General features: G+C 56.8%; 12 protein-coding genes. All 12 read left to right on the top strand.

Going from position 1 to position 17,903, the window contains the following annotated elements:
- Positions 1–1,065: 1,065 nt before the first annotated feature.
- Positions 1,066–1,257 (top strand): preprotein translocase subunit SecE, encoded by a 192-nt coding sequence (gene secE, locus DL88_RS17000; protein ID WP_034998886.1) that lies wholly within the window; start codon positions 1,066–1,068, stop codon positions 1,255–1,257.
- Between the two features lie 59 nt (positions 1,258–1,316).
- Positions 1,317–1,847: a transcription termination/antitermination protein NusG gene (gene nusG / locus DL88_RS16995; protein ID WP_034998884.1), complete on the top strand. Its 531-nt coding sequence runs from the start codon at positions 1,317–1,319 to the stop codon at positions 1,845–1,847.
- Between the two features lie 177 nt (positions 1,848–2,024).
- On the top strand, positions 2,025–2,453 hold the full coding sequence (gene rplK / locus DL88_RS16990) for a 50S ribosomal protein L11 (RefSeq protein WP_034998883.1): 429 nt from the start codon (positions 2,025–2,027) through the stop codon (positions 2,451–2,453).
- Positions 2,454–2,459: 6 nt separating this feature from the next.
- A complete protein-coding gene (gene rplA, locus DL88_RS16985; protein WP_034998881.1) occupies positions 2,460–3,155 on the top strand; it encodes a 50S ribosomal protein L1 in 696 nt (231 codons plus the stop codon).
- 734 nt (positions 3,156–3,889) lie between these two features.
- Positions 3,890–4,408: a 50S ribosomal protein L10 gene (rplJ, locus tag DL88_RS16980; RefSeq protein WP_034998880.1), complete on the top strand. Its 519-nt coding sequence runs from the start codon at positions 3,890–3,892 to the stop codon at positions 4,406–4,408.
- A gap of 78 nt (positions 4,409–4,486) precedes the next feature.
- Positions 4,487–4,867, top strand: a complete 381-nt coding sequence (gene rplL, locus DL88_RS16975) for a 50S ribosomal protein L7/L12 (protein ID WP_034998878.1) — start codon at positions 4,487–4,489, stop codon at positions 4,865–4,867.
- 435 nt (positions 4,868–5,302) lie between these two features.
- Entirely contained in the window at positions 5,303–9,433 is a 4,131-nt protein-coding gene (gene rpoB, locus DL88_RS16970; protein ID WP_034998891.1) for a DNA-directed RNA polymerase subunit beta, read from the top strand.
- A 135-nt stretch (positions 9,434–9,568) separates the two neighbouring features.
- Positions 9,569–13,753, top strand: coding sequence for a DNA-directed RNA polymerase subunit beta' (gene rpoC / locus DL88_RS16965; protein ID WP_034998876.1), 4,185 nt, complete (start codon positions 9,569–9,571; stop codon positions 13,751–13,753).
- A 653-nt stretch (positions 13,754–14,406) separates the two neighbouring features.
- The gene (gene rpsL / locus DL88_RS16960; protein WP_012384346.1) at positions 14,407–14,778 is read left to right on the top strand and encodes a 30S ribosomal protein S12; all 372 of its coding nucleotides are present in this window, start codon (positions 14,407–14,409) and stop codon (positions 14,776–14,778) included.
- A 103-nt stretch (positions 14,779–14,881) separates the two neighbouring features.
- Positions 14,882–15,352, top strand: coding sequence for a 30S ribosomal protein S7 (rpsG, locus tag DL88_RS16955; RefSeq protein WP_034998874.1), 471 nt, complete (start codon positions 14,882–14,884; stop codon positions 15,350–15,352).
- Positions 15,353–15,393: 41 nt separating this feature from the next.
- A complete protein-coding gene (gene fusA / locus DL88_RS16950; protein ID WP_034998872.1) occupies positions 15,394–17,469 on the top strand; it encodes an elongation factor G in 2,076 nt (691 codons plus the stop codon).
- Between the two features lie 42 nt (positions 17,470–17,511).
- On the top strand, positions 17,512–17,903 hold a 392-nt coding region (locus tag DL88_RS16945; protein WP_034998869.1), incomplete at its 3' end, for a GTP-binding protein.

Here is a 17,903-nt window from a genome sequence, read left to right as displayed (position 1 = left end):
TGATCTTTCGCCGTTTTAAGATTCGCGAGCGACCCTATCGCAGGTTCGCGGTGGAAGGTCCTTGTTCAAGCCCGCAAGTTCAAGCCCGCAAGCGGCAAGTGATGGTAATGGGCAAGTGATGGTGATGGGAAAGAGAAACATAGGAATGAACATGAGTTTCAAATGACAGATGGATGGGTTCAAAAAATAGTCGGTTTTGGCGCGTCAAACATTCCCTAACGGGTCAGCTCCTGTCGCGCAGCTCAGGCAATCCTGATTCTCTCGTGAGACCGTAAAATCATAGTGACTGAAGCCCTGCCTTCTTGCTTGAAGAAGACGACAGAAAATACACACCTAGACCTAAGCAGAAACCTAAGGCACACAAGGCCGCAGTGTAAATAGCAGTGAGCCTCAAACCAAAGTCTATTTGCGAATAGTTGTGTCCGAAAAGCAACGGAGGTTTAAATCAAATCCTGACCGATGTTCTCCTTGCTTTGAAAACACATGAAATTGCTCGATCCAAGGGACGGTTTTGGTTTAATTCCCTGGTCTGTTTTTCTATCTGAGGGATTCGTCGTGTGACTTAAAAATGGCGAATGAACACGCTTCCCCTTTCTCGATGAAGCGTCTTCGAAATATCCGACGCCGAACGAGCGAAGGGTTGTGAACTCGCCTGATGAAGCCGCCCAATAGCCGGCCGCAAAGAATTTTACCGGAGCGATTTTGCCATAGTGATCATCAAAGCATGATCTAAGTGGTTTGAAAATGCATTTGTTTTACGCCGTCCGTTTGGGGGTAATCATAATCGCTTTTGCTACCCTCAATTGCCGGCGGTCTTCGCAAGTGAATCACGGCGTATGAATAAAGAGGATTGCATTTTTTATTACGGCGTCTTACTAAAACAAGGATATGGCGCGTGGCCTGGCGGCTTCGCGCCCTGATTTTTTTGGCTTGGTGTTCACTTCGGCTGGTGTTCGTCCTGGCTCTGTGTCCGCTGCGGCGTTTGGTCTACACTATTGGCTGGCGTCTGGCTTGGGACGAGCTTGGGCAATAGGTCGGCCACGCCCACCAGATGTTTCGAGATTCATGGCAAATCCGTTTCAGTTTCTGCAGGACGTGCGTACAGAGGCCACCAAGGTCACTTGGCCTTCGCGGCGCGAAACATTGATCACGACCATCTTGGTGATCCTGATGGTTCTGGTCGCGAGCCTTTTCTTTGTCGCGGTGGATCAAGGGTTGCGGCTGATCGTGACCTTTATCTTGAAGCTTGGCCATTAGGCTTGAGTTTCAGGTTGGGTTGAAACGCGGTTTTTCTTCAAAGATCATTCGAGATTCCAATGAGCATGCGCTGGTATATCGTCCACGCCTATTCCAACTTCGAGAAGAAGGTCGCGGAATCCATCCGGGAACAGGCGGCGCAGCGGGGCCTTACGGAGAAGTTCGAGGAAATCCTGGTTCCGACCGAGCAGGTCGTCGAGGTCAGGCGCGGGCGTAAGGTGAATTCGGAGCGGAAATTCTTTCCCGGCTATGTGCTGGTGAAATGCGATCTGACCGATGAGCTTTACCATCTGATCAAGGAAACGCCGAAAGTCACGGGTTTCCTTGGTGCGGACAAGAAACCGATGCCGATCTCCGATGCCGAGGCAGAGCGGATCAAGGGGCAGGTCGCTGAAGGCGTCGAGCGTCCCAAAACCTCCGTGTCGTTTGAGGTGGGCGAGACAGTGCGCGTCGCCGATGGTCCGTTCGCCTCGTTCAACGGCATTGTGGAAGAGGTCGACGAAAGCCGCTCGCGCGTCAAGGTGGCAGTCTCGATTTTTGGACGTGCGACCCCTGTCGAACTGGAATATGGCCAGGTTGAAAAGGTTTAGCCGCTTTTCTTAAGGCTTTCGATGAATTTGCCTGTGTTCTCGTGCGGGCGGATCGGGGATGGTTTTCCATTCCTCGTTGGAAGGTGGAAGATGAAAGTCCGTTTTGCCATGCGGGCCGATCATCGAACCACCATAACAAGCGCCGTGCGTTAGCCGGCCTGTTTGGAGTATTGGAGAATGGCAAAGAAGATCGCGGGTTACGTGAAGCTTCAGGTGCCGGCAGGAGACGCTAAACCGGCGCCCCCGATTGGTCCGGCTCTGGGTCAACGTGGTCTGAACATTATGGAATTCTGCAAGGCCTTCAACGCGAAGACCGCGCAGATGGAAAAAGGCACGCCGATTCCCGTCGTGATCACGGCCTATGCCGACCGCTCCTTCACCTTCGAGATGAAGTTGCCGCCGGTGAGCTATTTCCTGAAGAAGGCGTCCGGCATTCAGTCTGGCGCGAAGACCACCGGACGCGGCTTCATCGGCAAGGTGAGCAAGGCTCAGGTGCGGGAAATCGCCGAAAAGAAGCTGCCGGATTTGAATTGCGAGAGCGTTGACGCGGCAGCCAAGATGATCGAGGGATCGGCCCGTTCGATGGGCTTGCAGGTCGTGGAGTAAGCCCAGATGACCCATGTCGGAAAACGTGTCGTCAAGAATCGGGAAGGGATCGACCGCGTCAAGCTCTATCCCGTCGATGAAGCGATCAAGCTCATCAAGGAACGCGCCAATGCGAAATTCGACGAGACCGTCGAAATCGCGATGAATCTCGGCGTCGATCCCAAACACGCGGACCAGATGGTGCGCGGCGTCGTCAATCTGCCGAATGGAACGGGCCGCACGCTGCGCGTCGCCGTGTTCGCGCGCGGCGCCAAGGCCGATGAGGCGCTTGCTGCCGGAGCCGATGTGGTTGGCGCCGAAGATCTGGTCGCGACCGTTCAGGGCGGTACTATCGCCTTCGATCGTTGCATTGCCACGCCGGATTTGATGCCGCTGGTCGGCCGCCTCGGCAAGGTGCTTGGTCCGCGCGGTCTGATGCCCAATCCGAAGGTCGGTACAGTGACCATGGATGTCACCGCCGCGGTTAAGGCGTCCAAGGGCGGTGCTGTGGAGTTCCGCGTCGAAAAGGCCGGTATCATCCAGGGCAGCGTGGGCAAAGCTTCTTTTGGTGAAGACAAGCTGCGCGAAAATATCGTTGCTTTCGTCGATGCAGTCGCCAAGGCCAAGCCGCAGGGTGCTAAAGGCACCTATATCCAGCGCGTGGCTCTGTCCTCGACCATGGGGCCCGGTGTCAAGATTGATCCCGTGACCGTGACGAGCTGAGGTTTTCGGGCTCGTCCCGAGGGTGCTGCTGCGCATGGAAATGCGTTGGCATCCTCGGGAATACCATGTTCGAATGGTGGGAGCGCGGTCGTCGTTGATTACGGGCCAGTCTCCCGGCCATAAAATACAGCGACGCTTTTCTCTCAATCTTTTACTCGTTGCGCCGGGTTTCCTGCGATGCAGCGCGTTGTCTCGATGTCTTTTGCCGTAAAGCTTGAATTATTCTCTGCTTGACAAGCAAAGAAATTTATCTTTCGACCGCTAATCGGCACTTGGCAAAAAGAGTGAGATGATCTAAATAGAAAATCCGCCTTTGTTTTAAGGTGGGTGCATCCCGTGGATGGTAAATTGAGTTCTCATTTCCTGAAGTCATTTGAACAGACCATGGGTGGATAGGCAAAAGGGTAGGGGCCTTGGCCTCTGTCCCTTTTTGTCATGTCCTGTCCGAGACTGCCGGTGCTTCGGTTCTTTTTAGCGGAACCTTCAGCTTAATTCCATTTCCTCCATCCAGTTCCATCTGATGGCGGCGGGGCCAGCATAGACGGGGTAATCGCCAGAATTCGGATGTTTGGAGTTATGCTCCTTGCTTCCTTCGATGTCGGTCTATCCCTCTGTCCGGTGCGACATGTCGCTCCGGGGACAGGCACAGGCTGCTTCTTGCGTGGTACCTGATCACGCATGGGCGGCAATGCAACTAGCGGGCGATTTTCTCGTCCGTGTCAGGAGAAAGCACTGTGGACAGAGCGGAGAAAAAAGAGAGCGTCGCGGCGCTGGCTGATGTCTTCAATAAGACATCAGTGGTCGTCGTCGCTCATTATTCCGGCCTGACCGTCGCGCAAATGCAAAATCTGCGCAAGCAGATGCGGGCATCTGGCGCTACCGTTCAGGTCGCCAAGAACCGTCTTGTCAAGATTGCGCTCGAAGGCACTTCGGTGGCTTCGATTTCTCCTTTGCTCAAAGGCCCGACCCTGATCGCCTATTCGGATGATCCGGTCGCGGCGCCGAAGGTCGCGGTGAATTTTGCCAAGGATCACGACAAATTCGTCATCCTCGGCGGCGCCATGGGAACGACGTCTCTGAACGTCGATGGCGTCAAATCGCTTGCGACCATGCCGTCGCTCGACGAACTGCGCGCCAAGCTTGTGGGGCTTATCCAGGCTCCCGCCACCAAGCTCGCGCAGCTCACGACGGCTCCCGCTGCCAAACTGGCCCGGGTCTTCGGCGCTTATGCCGCAAAGGACGATGCCGCGTAAGAGCGGGCTGCCGTTTCTGGCGGCCTGATCTCGTATCGACTGGACGAATTTTCAAAAGACAAATCGAAGGACAAGAACATGGCTGATTTAGCGAAGATCGTTGAAGACCTCTCGAGCCTGACGGTGCTCGAGGCGGCTGAGCTCGCCAAGCTTCTCGAAGAGAAGTGGGGTGTTTCTGCGGCGGCTGCCGTCGCTGTCGCGGCTGGCCCGGCTGCTGGTGGTGCTGCGGCTGCTCCGGTGGAAGAGCAGACGGAATTCACGGTCGTGCTCGCCGCTGTTGGCGACAAGAAGATCGAAGTCATTAAGGAAGTGCGCGGCGTGACCGGGCTCGGCCTGAAGGAAGCCAAGGATCTGGTCGAAGCCGCTCCCAAGCCCGTCAAGGAAGGCGTGCCGAAGGAAGAGGCCGAGAAGATCAAGGCGGCTCTCGAAAAGGCCGGCGCGAAGGTCGAGCTCAAGTAAGCGATTTTGCAGCCGGACGAAAGCGTCCGGATTATTCGGGCGCCGGCGGCCATGTGGGATTCACATGGCCGCCGCGCCTTGTCTTAAAGGAATACCGGGGCATTTCCCATGAACATCGGGTCTCAAGGCGACTGTCCTGAGAGCCGTAGCTGTTCATCGAAAATGATCTGGCAGGATCGTGGGACAGGGCATCCATTCGGATGGTTTGGCGCGATCAGGCGATATTCGAGGTGGACTGTTGGTCGGTTTGGATGGGGTGGCGCGCCAGACGCGCGCCTTGTCCACATCTGCCGGGCCCTCGATGTTTGAATCGGTATTTTGAAATCTGAAGGCAGATTTCGGTCCCTCCCGGCAGCCGTGTCGGATGCGGACAGGCTGTTCCCCCGCGCGGAACCGCCGATCAGAACGAGGTGGAGGAGCGACATGGCTCAATCTTTGGCGCAGACGTTCACCGGCCGCAAGCGTGTCCGTAAATTTTTCGGGCATATCCGCGAAGTCGCGGAAATGCCCAATCTCATCGAGGTGCAGAAAGCCTCCTACGATCAATTCCTTTTGGTCGATGAGCCCAAGGGCGGTCGGCCGAACGAGGGATTGCAGTCGGTTTTCAAGTCGGTTTTCCCCATCTCCGATTTTTCCGGCACGGCTCTGCTTGAATTCGTCAAATATGAATTCGAGCCGCCGAAATATGACGTCGATGAATGCCGCCAGCGCGGCATGACTTTCGCCGCCCCGCTCAAGGTCACCTTGCGCCTGATCGTGTTCGATGTCGACCCCGACACCGGCGCGAAATCCGTCAAGGACATCAAGGAGCAGGATGTCTATATGGGCGATATGCCCTTGATGACGATGAACGGTACCTTCATCGTCAACGGGACGGAGCGCGTCATCGTCTCGCAGATGCACCGTTCGCCGGGTGTTTTCTTCGATCACGACAAAGGCAAAAGTCATTCCTCGGGCAAGCTTTTGTTCGCCGCCCGCATCATTCCCTATCGCGGTTCCTGGCTCGACATCGAATTCGACGCCAAGGATATCGTCTATGCGCGTATCGACCGCCGCCGCAAAATCCCGGCGACGTCAGTGCTTTATGCGCTGGGCATGGATGGCGAGGAAATCCTCTCGACCTTCTACAAGACGGTTCTTTATGCCCGCGATAAGGATGGCTGGCGCCTTCCGTTCGACGTCGACCGTATGAAGGGAATGAAGGCGGCCGTCGATCTGATCGACGCTGATAGCGGCGAGGTGGTGCTCGAAGCCGGCAAGAAACTGACCGTGCGTACGGCTCGTCAGCTTGCCGAGCGCGGTCTGAAATTCATCCGCGCGCTCGATGAGGATCTGCACGGCCAATATATTGGCACCGATCTTTATGACCCGCAAACCGGCGAAATCTATGCCGAGGCTGGCGAGGAAATCAGCGCGAAAACGCTGACGATCCTGACTGATGCCGGCTTCAATGAAATCCCGGTCCTCGATATCGATCACATCAATATTGGTCCCTATATCCGCAATACGCTCACGGTCGACAAGAATGACTCGCGTGAAGGCGCCTTGTTCGACATCTACCGCGTGATGCGTCCCGGCGAACCGCCGACGCTTGAGACCGCTGAGGCGATGTTCCATTCGCTGTTCTTTGATCCCGAGCGCTATGATCTGTCAGCGGTCGGGCGCGTCAAGATGAACATGCGCATGGATCTCGACGCCGCGGATACGGTGCGTATCCTGCGCAAGGAGGATATTCTTGCTGTCATGCGTGCGCTCGTCGATTTGCGCGACGGTCGCGGTGAGATCGATGATATTGACCATCTGGGCAACCGCCGCGTTCGTTCCGTCGGCGAATTGATGGAGAATCAATATCGTCTCGGTCTCCTGCGCATGGAGCGGGCGATCAAGGAGCGCATGTCCTCGGTCGATATCGACACGGTCATGCCGCAGGATCTCATCAATGCCAAGCCGGCGGCGGCGTCGGTGCGCGAGTTCTTTGGCTCGTCGCAATTGTCGCAGTTCATGGACCAGACCAATCCTCTGTCCGAGATCACGCACAAGCGGCGTCTTTCGGCACTTGGACCGGGTGGCCTCACGCGCGAGCGTGCCGGCTTCGAGGTGCGCGACGTGCATCCGACGCATTATGGCCGCATCTGCCCGATCGAGACGCCGGAAGGGCCGAACATCGGTCTCATCAATTCACTCGCCACCTTTGCGCGCGTGAACAAATACGGGTTCATCGAGGCGCCCTACCGGCGTGTGCGCGACAATAAGGTGACCGATGAGGTCGTCTATCTCTCCGCCATGGAAGAGAGCAAATATTATGTCGCTCAGGCGGATGCCAAGACCGACACGGATCGTATGCTCACCGAGGATCTGATCGTCTGCCGTCACGCTGGCGATGTGATCATGGTGCCGCGCGAGCGCGTCGATTTCATGGATGTGTCGCCCAAGCAGCTCGTCTCAGTGGCCGCGGCGCTGATCCCGTTCCTTGAGAACGATGACGCCAACCGTGCGTTGATGGGATCGAACATGCAGCGCCAGGCGGTGCCGCTCGTCAAGGCGGATGCGCCGCTCGTCGGCACCGGCATGGAAGCGGTCGTGGCGCGGGATTCCGGCGCCGCCATTGCCGCGCGCCGCACCGGCTACATCGATCAGATCGATGCGACGCGTATCGTCATCCGCGCAACGGAAGAGATCGATCCCGGCAAGCCCGGCGTCGACATCTACCGGCTGATGAAATTCCAGCGGTCCAACCAATCGACCTGCGTCAATCAGAAGCCGCTGGTGCGTGTCGGCGATTTCGTCCGCAAGGGTGATATCATTGCCGATGGTCCCTCGACCGATCTCGGCGATCTGGCGCTCGGCCGCAACGTGCTCGTCGCCTTCATGCCGTGGAACGGATACAATTTCGAGGATTCGATCCTGCTCAACGAGCGGATCGTCAAGGACGACGTGTTCACGTCGATTCACATCGATGAATTCGAAGTGATGGCGCGTGACACCAAGCTTGGTCCTGAGGAAATCACGCGCGACATTCCGAATGTCTCGGAAGAAGCGCTGAAGAATCTCGACGAGGCCGGCATCGTCTATATCGGCGCGGAAGTGCAGGCGGGTGACATTCTCGTCGGCAAGATCACGCCGAAGGGTGAGAGCCCGATGACGCCGGAAGAAAAGCTGCTGCGTGCGATCTTCGGCGAAAAGGCGTCGGATGTGCGCGATACGTCGCTGCGTGTGCCTCCGGGTGTATCCGGCACGATCGTCGAGGTGCGTGTGTTCAACCGGCACGGTGTCGATAAGGACGAACGTGCCCAGGCGATCGAGCGTGAGGAAATCGAGCGGCTCGCCAAGGACCGCGATGACGAGCTCGCGATTCTCGATCGCAACGTCTACACACGTCTGGTCGAGCTGCTGGACGGCAAGAAGGCTATTTCGGGGCCGAAGACCTTCAAGAAGGAAACCCTTCTGTCGCGCGCGGTGATGGAAGATTATCCGCGTTCGCAATGGTGGACCTTCGCCGTCGAGGACGATCAGCTCATGGCCGAGATCGAGGCCATGCGCAAACAATATGATGAGGCCAAGAAAGGTCTGGAAGACCGCTTCCTCGACAAAGTCGAGAAGCTCCAGCGCGGCGACGAATTGCCGCCTGGCGTCATGAAGATGGTCAAGGTGTTTGTGGCGATCAAGCGCAAGATCCAGCCTGGCGACAAGATGGCGGGACGGCACGGCAATAAGGGTGTCGTTTCCAAGATCGTGCCGCAGGAGGACATGCCCTTCCTTGCCGACGGACAGCCGGTCGATATCGTGCTCAATCCGCTCGGCGTGCCGTCGCGCATGAATGTCGGCCAGATCCTCGAAACCCATCTTGGCTGGGCTTGCGCCGGTCTTGGCAAGCAGGTCAGCGAAGCGGTCAATGCCTATCTCCGGCAGAATGATACGCAACCGGTTCGCGACAAGCTCATCGAGATCTATGGTGAAGGATCGCGCGAGCAGATTACGGGCCTTGATGAGGAGACCCTGATCGAGGTCGGCGAGAATCTGCGGCGCGGTGTTCCGATTGCGACGCCCGTCTTCGACGGCGCGCGCGAAAAGGACATCGTATCCATGCTGGAGGAGGCGGGGCTCGAGCGCTCGGGTCAGGTCACTCTCTATGATGGCCGCACCGGTGAGGCTTTCGACCGTAAGGTCACTGTCGGCTACATCTACATGCTGAAGCTGCACCATCTGGTCGATGACAAGATCCATGCGCGTTCGATCGGTCCTTACAGCCTCGTGACGCAGCAGCCGCTTGGCGGCAAGGCGCAGTTTGGTGGCCAGCGCTTCGGTGAAATGGAGGTCTGGGCGCTCGAAGCCTATGGTGCTGCCTATACGCTGCAGGAGATGTTGACCGTGAAGTCCGACGACGTCGCGGGCCGCACCAAGGTCTATGAATCGATCGTGCGCGGCGATGATGCTTTCGAATCCGGTATTCCGGAAAGCTTCAACGTCCTGGTCAAGGAAATGCGTTCGCTGGGCCTCAATGTGGAATTGAATATGGCGCCGAAACTGGTTGACCAGCAGGAGCCGCCGGCTGAAGCCGCCGAATGATTGCGCCGATTATGATTACGAAATGAGGAAAGACCTCAGGCTTTCCTCATCCAATGACGCCCCTTTGGGGGACGAAAAGATTTCCGGCCAGTGGCCTCGGCCTCGCAGCCGATGGCCCGAGCATAGGAGCGAAGCATGAATCAAGAGGTGATGAATCTCTTCAATCCGGTCGCACAGCCGCAGGCGTTCGACCAGATTCAGATTTCGATCGCCAGTCCGGAAAAGATCCTGTCGTGGTCCTACGGCGAGATCAAAAAGCCGGAAACCATCAATTATCGCACGTTCAAGCCCGAGCGTGACGGTTTGTTTTGTGCCCGCATCTTCGGTCCGATCAAGGACTATGAATGTTTGTGCGGCAAATACAAAAGGATGAAATACAAGGGCGTCATCTGCGAAAAATGCGGCGTTGAAGTCACGCTGTCGCGTGTGCGGCGCGAACGCATGGGCCATATTTCCTTGGCTGCGCCGGTCGCCCACATCTGGTTTCTGAAATCGCTGCCGTCGCGCATCGGCCTTCTGCTCGATATGACGCTGAAGGATCTCGAGCGTATCCTGTATTTCGAATCCTATATCGTTCTCGATCCGGGTCTGACGCCGCTCAAGGACCGTCAGCTTCTGAATGAGGAAGATTATCTCAAAGCTCAGGATGAATACGGCCAGGATAGTTTCACCGCGCTGATCGGTGCCGAAGCCATTCGTGAGATCCTCCGCAATATGGATCTGCCGAAGATCGCGGAAGACCTCAAGGTTGAGATCGCCAATTCGACGACGGAACTGAAGCCGAAGAAGCTTGCCAAACGTCTGAAGATCATCGAGGCCTTCATGCATTCGGGCAATAAGCCGGAATGGATGATCCTGACCGAAGTGCCGGTCATTCCGCCGGATCTGCGCCCGCTGGTTCCGCTCGACGGCGGCCGTTTCGCGACCTCCGATCTGAATGATCTCTACCGCCGCGTCATCAACCGTAACAACCGTCTGAAGCGGCTGATCGAATTACGCGCGCCCGATATCATCGTGCGCAACGAAAAGCGCATGTTGCAGGAGGCCGTCGACGCTCTGTTCGACAATGGCCGGCGTGGCCGTGTGATCACCGGCGCCAACAAGCGTCCGCTGAAATCGCTGGCCGACATGCTGAAAGGCAAGCAAGGACGTTTCCGTCAGAACCTGCTCGGCAAGCGCGTCGATTATTCCGGCCGTTCGGTTATCGTCGTCGGACCGGAACTGAAGCTGCATCAATGTGGTCTGCCGAAGAAGATGGCGCTCGAATTGTTCAAGCCGTTCATCTACTCGCGGCTTGACGCGAAGGGCTTTTCGGCGACGGTCAAACAGGCGAAGAAACTCGTCGAAAAGGAAAAGCCGGAAGTCTGGGATATCCTCGATGAGGTCATCCGCGAACATCCGGTGATGCTGAACCGCGCGCCGACCCTGCATCGCCTCGGCATCCAGGCTTTCGAGCCCAAGCTGATCGAGGGTAAGGCGATCCAGCTGCATCCGCTTGTCTGCGCCGCCTTCAATGCGGATTTCGACGGCGATCAGATGGCCGTGCACGTGCCTCTGTCTCTCGAGGCGCAGCTCGAAGCACGCGTCCTGATGATGTCGACCAACAATATTCTGCATCCGGCCAATGGTCAGCCGATCATCGTGCCGTCGCAGGATATCGTGCTCGGGCTCTATTATGTGACCCTGATGCGCGATGGCGAGCCGGGGCAGGGGATGATGTTCGCCAATATGGGCGAGATCGAACATGCCCTGCATGCCAAGGCGATCACTCTTCATACGAAGATTAAGGGACGCGCCTGGTCCTATGACGAGAATGGCGAGAGAATATCGAAGGTTTTCGATACGACTCCCGGCCGTCTCATTCTCGGGCAATTGATGCCTCGCCACGAGAAGATTCCTTTCGATGTCGTGAATAAGCTCATGACGAAGAAAGAGATCTCGAACATGATCGACATTGTCTACCGCAATTGCGGGCAGAAGGAGACGGTCATCTTCTGCGACAGGATCATGGCACTTGGCTTCCGCGAGGCCTTCAAGGCCGGCATTTCGTTCGGTAAGGACGACATGGTCGTGCCGGAGACGAAGCCGCGCATCATCGAGGAAACGAGCGCGCTCGCCAAGGAATATGAGCAGCAATATAATGACGGCCTCATTACCCAGGTCGAGAAATACAATAAGGTCGTCGACGCCTGGGGCAAATGTTCGGTCAAGCTGGCCGACGAAATGATGGCGAGAATTTCGGCGGTTCAAAAGGATGATGAGGGTCGCGACAAGCCTATCAACTCGATCTACATGATGAGCCATTCCGGTGCGCGCGGTTCGCCCACGCAGATGAAGCAGCTCGCCGCCATGCGCGGACTGATGGCCAAGCCGTCGGGCGAAATCATCGAGACGCCGATCATCTCGAACTTCAAGGAAGGCCTGACCGTCCTTGAATATTTCAACTCGACCCACGGTGCCCGCAAGGGTCTCGCTGATACCGCGCTGAAGACCGCCAATTCCGGTTATCTCACGCGCCGTCTCGTTGACGTGGCTCAGGACGCGATCATTACCATTCCCGATTGTCATTCGGAGAATGGGATCCGTATGCGCGCCATCATCGATGCGGGTCAGATCGTTGCTTCGCTTGAGACCCGTATTCTTGGGCGCACGGCGGCCGAGGACTTGCGTGAGGCCGATGGAACCATCATCGTCGGCATCGGCGAAATGATCGAGGAGAAACATGTCTCGCGGATCAATGCCGCGGGCATTCAGGAAGTGAAGATCCGTTCTGTCCTTACCTGTGAGGCGAAGAACGGTGTCTGCGCCAAATGCTATGGGCGTGATCTGGCACGTGGCACACCCGTCAATATGGGTGAAGCGGTTGGTGTCATTGCTGCGCAATCGATCGGTGAGCCTGGCACGCAATTGACCATGCGTACCTTCCATATCGGTGGCGCGGCGCAGATCGCGGATTCTTCGTTCATCGAATCGAATTTCGAAGGAACGGTGAAGATCCGCAATCGTCATCTTGCCCGTAACTCGGAAGGCGACCTGATGGTCATGGCGCGCAATGTCGCGGTCGTGATCGAGGGGCCGGACGGGACGGAACTCGCCGTGCACCGCGTACAATATGGCGCACGGCTCAAGATCGATGAAGGCGACAAGATCAAGCGTGGCCAGAGGATTGCCGAATGGGATCCCTATACACGCCCGATCCTGACGGAAGTCGACGGCACCGTCGACTTCGAGGATTTGGTCGAAGGTGCTTCGATGACGGAGACCATCGACGAGGCGACTGGTATCGCCAAGCGCGTGGTTCTCGATTGGCGTCTTAACCAGCGTTCGGCGAGTCTGAAGCCGGCGATGGTGATCAAGAACCCGGATGGCAAGATCGCCAAGCTGGCGCGTGGCGGTGAAGCACGCTACCTGCTGCCGGTCGATTCCATCATCGGCGTCGATCCCGGCGGGTCCGTCAAGGCGGGTGATATTATTGCCCGTATCTCGATGGAATCCGCGAAGACGCGTGATATTACCGGCGGTCTGCCGCGTGTCGCCGAATTGTTCGAAGCACGCCGTCCAAAGGATCATGCGATCATCGCGGAAATTTCGGGAACGGTGCAATTCGGCCGTGATTATAAGAACAAGACCCGGATCTCGATTGTTCCGCATGAAGAAGGCGCGGAGCCGGTCGAATATTTGATCCCCAAGGGCAAACACATCCATCTGCAGGATGGAGACGTGGTCGAAAAAGGCGATTACATCGTCGACGGTAATCCGGCGCCGCATGATATTCTCGCCATCAAGGGGGTCGAGGAACTCGCAGCCTATCTCGTGAATGAGATTCAGGAAGTTTATCGGCTTCAGGGTGTGAGCATCAACGACAAGCATATCGAGGTGATCGTCCGGCAGATGTTGCAGAAGGTCGATATTGTCGAATCTGGCGATACGGACTTCCTACCTGGTGAACAGGTTGATCAGCTCGAGTTCGAAGCCGAAAACATCAAGGCCGTGGAAAATGGTGGCAAGCCGGCGACAGGAACGCCGGTCTTGCTCGGCATCACCAAGGCCTCGCTGCAAACCCGTTCCTTCATCTCCGCAGCTTCCTTCCAGGAAACGACGCGTGTGCTGACGGAAGCGGCCGTGAACGGCAAGGCGGATACGCTCGAAGGCCTGAAGGAGAATGTGATCGTCGGACGTCTGATTCCGGCCGGCACCGGCGCGGCGATGGCGAAATTGCGGAGAGTCGCCATGCAGCGTGACGAACTGATTCTCGCGCAGAAAGCTGAAAGCTCGGAAGCGCCTTTGACACCTGTGCCGCAATTGCCGGCGGCCGAATAAATCGACCCATCGGCAAGTGAAGCTGAAGAATAGAAGGGTCTCCCGTCAGGGAGACCCTTTCTTTTTGGGAATTATTGCTTTCGTTATGGTCCTTCAGGGAATCATATTGAAAAATATAGGGATTTCTGTCCGGCCCGAGCCCCGGCGACAAGCTCCCTTTCACGCCTAAGCTTACAATTTCCCGGTCCGTTGTTTTGTCTCTTGGCGCAGAATGCCAATGAAATCTGTCGTTCGGCGTCGCCCTTATCTGAAAAATAGGTTGACGGAATGCACATCGGACAATAAGTTCGGCCCACTTTCAACAGGCCGTAGACTCTTTGTTCAGGATGACGCGTCCCGAACCCATAGATTCTAAACGCTGTTGGCTTCAGCGACTGACAAGTCACATAGATCGGTTTTCCGATCGACAGAAGGTATGAACCGGGCTTTCGTTCGGGTCCTCTCCTTGTCCTTGACGCCGAAAGCCTCTGGCCTACGGCGTCGAGTTGTTTGCGTTTGGAGTTTTTGATTTTCCTCGTGAAACGGGTGTGCCTCACGGTCAGCTCTGTTTCGCAAATGTACTGTTCTGGTGATGTTTTGCGGTCCGCACTGGTTGCGGGCTTGAAGAATGGATCCTCTCGCTGGCGCCGTTCAGGACGCCCACGGAAGAAAGCATGCCGACGATCAGTCAGTTGATTCGCAAGCCGCGGCACGAAAAGGCCTATCGTGAAAAGGCTCGCCACCTTGAGGCTTGCCCGCAAAAGCGTGGCGTCTGTACGCGTGTCTATACGACGACACCGAAGAAGCCGAACTCGGCTTTGCGTAAGGTCGCCAAGGTCCGTTTGACCAATGGGTTCGAGGTCATCGGCTATATTCCGGGCGAAGGTCATAACCTTCAGGAGCACTCCGTCGTGATGATCCGTGGCGGCCGCGTCAAGGACCTTCCGGGTGTGCGCTATCACATCCTGCGTGGCGTGCTTGATACGCAGGGCGTGAAGAACCGTAAGCAGCGCCGTTCGAAATATGGTGCCAAGCGGCCAAAATAAGCGACTGGGACAGTCGGTGGCGTGTCTGGCTTATTAGCTGGGCGGTTTGTAATCGATGGGGCTTTATTCAAGGCTCCGGTAGAGATTTGGACGGAGCAAAAAGATGTCGCGGCGCCATAGTGCTGAAAAACGGGAAATCATTCCTGACGCGAAATATGGTGATATCATTCTGACCAAATTCATGAATTCGATCATGTATGATGGTAAGAAGTCGATCGCCGAAGCAATCGTCTATGGGGCTTTCGATATTATCGAACAGAAAGCTCATAATGATCCGATCGCCGTCTTCCGGCAGGCGCTCGATAATGTCGCTCCGTCGATCGAAGTACGTTCGCGGCGTGTCGGTGGCGCTACCTATCAGGTTCCCGTCGAAGTGCGGACCGAGCGGCGCCAGGCGCTCGCCATTCGCTGGATCATCAGCGCTGCCCGTGGCCGCAACGACAAGACGATGGTTGATCGTCTCTCCGCTGAATTGCTCGATGCGTCCAACAATCGCGGCAATGCGGTGAAGAAACGGGAAGATACGCACCGCATGGCGGAAGCCAATCGCGCCTTTTCGCATTATCGCTGGTAGCACACGGGGAAGCGTGTTCGCGCTGGATAAGGAATTTCACCATGCCTCGCAGCCATCCGATCGAAGACTACCGAAATTTCGGCATTATGGCCCATATCGACGCGGGCAAGACGACGACGACCGAGCGTATCCTGTACTATTCCGGCAAGTCGCATAAAATCGGCGAAGTCCATGATGGCGCGGCCACGATGGACTGGATGGAGCAGGAGCAGGAGCGTGGCATCACGATCACCTCTGCTGCCACCACGACGTTTTGGAACGGCAAGCGTCTGAACATCATCGACACGCCCGGCCACGTTGATTTCACGATCGAAGTGGAGCGCTCTCTGCGCGTGCTCGACGGCGCCGTGTGCGTGCTTGATGGCAACCAGGGTGTCGAGCCGCAGACCGAGACTGTCTGGCGTCAGGCCGATAAATACAATGTTCCACGCATCGTGTTCGTCAACAAGATGGACAAGATCGGCGCTGATTTTTATCGCTGCGTTGATGACATCAAGAATAAGGTTGGTGGTCGGCCGGTTTGCGTCCAATTGCCGATTGGCGCGGAATCGGACTTCAAGGGCATTATCGATCTCGTTCGCATGAAGGCGGTCGTCTGGGAAGATGAGGCGCTCGGTGCGAAATATCACGACGAAGAGGTTCCGGAAGATCTCAAGGAGAAGGCGATTCATTATCGCAATCTTCTCATCGAGGCCGCCGTCGAACTCGACGATGATGCGATGACCGCCTATCTGGAAGGCGTGGAACCTGATGAGGCGTTGCTCAAGCATCTGATCCGCAAGGCGGTGCGTGGCATCGTCTTCATTCCGGTTCTGTGCGGCTCGGCCTTCAAGAACAAGGGCGTGCAGCCTTTGCTCGACGCCGTCGTCGATTATCTTCCGACCCCCGTCGATCGCGAAGCGATCAAGGGCGTCGATGTCGCGACCGGTGAAGAGACTGTGCGCCTGCCGAGCGACAGCGAACCCTTCTCCATGCTTGCCTTCAAGATCATGGACGATCCCTTCGTGGGCTCGATCACCTTCGCGCGTGTTTATTCCGGCAAGATCGAATCTGGCACCAGCGTTCTCAATTCCACCAAGGATAAAAAGGAACGCATTGGCCGCATGTTGCTGATGCATGCGAATAATCGCGAGGACATCAAGGAAGCCTATGCGGGTGACATCGTGGCGCTTGCCGGTCTGAAAGAGACTCGGACGGGCGATACTTTGTGCGATTCTCTGAAGCCGGTCATTCTTGAACGGATGGAGTTTCCCGAGCCTGTTATCGAAATCGCGATCGAGCCGAAGTCCAAGGCGGACCAGGAAAAACTCGGTATCGCTTTGTCGAAGCTCGCGGCGGAAGATCCCTCTTTCCGAGTCACGACGGATCAGGAATCCGGTCAGACCATCCTCAAGGGCATGGGCGAACTCCATCTTGACATCAAGGTGGATATTCTGAAGCGCACCTATAAGGTCGATGCCAATATTGGTGCGCCGCAGGTGGCTTATCGCGAGAAGCTCATGCGCCGCGTCGAGATCGACGAAACGCACAAGAAACAGACCGGCGGCACCGGCCAGTTCGCGCGCGTCAAGATGATCTTCGAGCCGAATGAGGCGGCGGCGGGCAATGCCTTTGAATCGCAGATCGTCGGCGGCGCGGTTCCGAAGGAATATATCCCCGGCGTGGAAAAGGGCCTCTACAGTGTGCTGAATAGCGGCGTGTTGGCGGGCTTCCCGGTTGTCGACGTCAAGGCGACGTTGATTGATGGCGCCTTCCACGAAGTCGACTCCTCTGTGTTGGCCTTCGAAATCTGCAGCCGTGCCGCGACGCGCCGCGCGCTGAAGGAAGGCGGCTCGGTTCTGCTCGAGCCGATCATGAAGGTCGAAGTGACGACGCCGGAAGAATATACCGGTTCGGTCATGGGCGATTTGCTTGGCCGCCGTGGGCAGGTGCAGGGGCAGGACATGCGCGGCAACGCCGTCGTCATCAATGCTATGGTGCCACTCGCCAATATGTTCGGTTACGTCAATCAATTGCGGTCCTTCAGCCAGGGACGCGCCAATTATTCGATGCAGTTTGACCATTATGAGCAGGTTCCGGCGAACGAAGCCGCGAAAGTTCAGGCGAAATACGCTTGATTGTTTCTGACTGACCTGCAGAGATCTTAGAGGAGCCGGACGATGGGCAAGGAAAAATTTGAGCGGACGAAGCCGCATTGCAACATTGGGACGATTGGTCACGTTGACCATGGGAAGACGTCGTTGACGGCGGCGATCACCAAGGTTCTTGCGGAAGCGGGCGGCGCGACGTTCACGGCCTATGACCAGATCGACAAGGCGCCGGAGGAGAAGGCGCGCGGTATCACGATTTCGACGGCGCATGTTGAATATGAGACGCCGAAGCGCCACTACGCGCATGTCGACTGCCCCGGCCACGCGGACTATGTGAAGAACATGATCACCGGCGCGGCGCAGATGGACGGCGCGATCCTGGTGGTTTCGGCGGCCGATGGCCCGATGCCGCAGACGCGCGAACACATCCTTCTGGCGCGCCAGGTCGGCGTTCCGGCTCT

Origin of the sequence: Beijerinckia mobilis, from assembly GCF_000745425.1 — a bacterium.
Taxonomy (GTDB): domain Bacteria; phylum Pseudomonadota; class Alphaproteobacteria; order Rhizobiales; family Beijerinckiaceae; genus Beijerinckia; species Beijerinckia mobilis.
The sequence above is the reverse complement of the archived record's forward strand: the minus strand, read 5'-3'. Positions and strand labels throughout refer to the sequence as shown.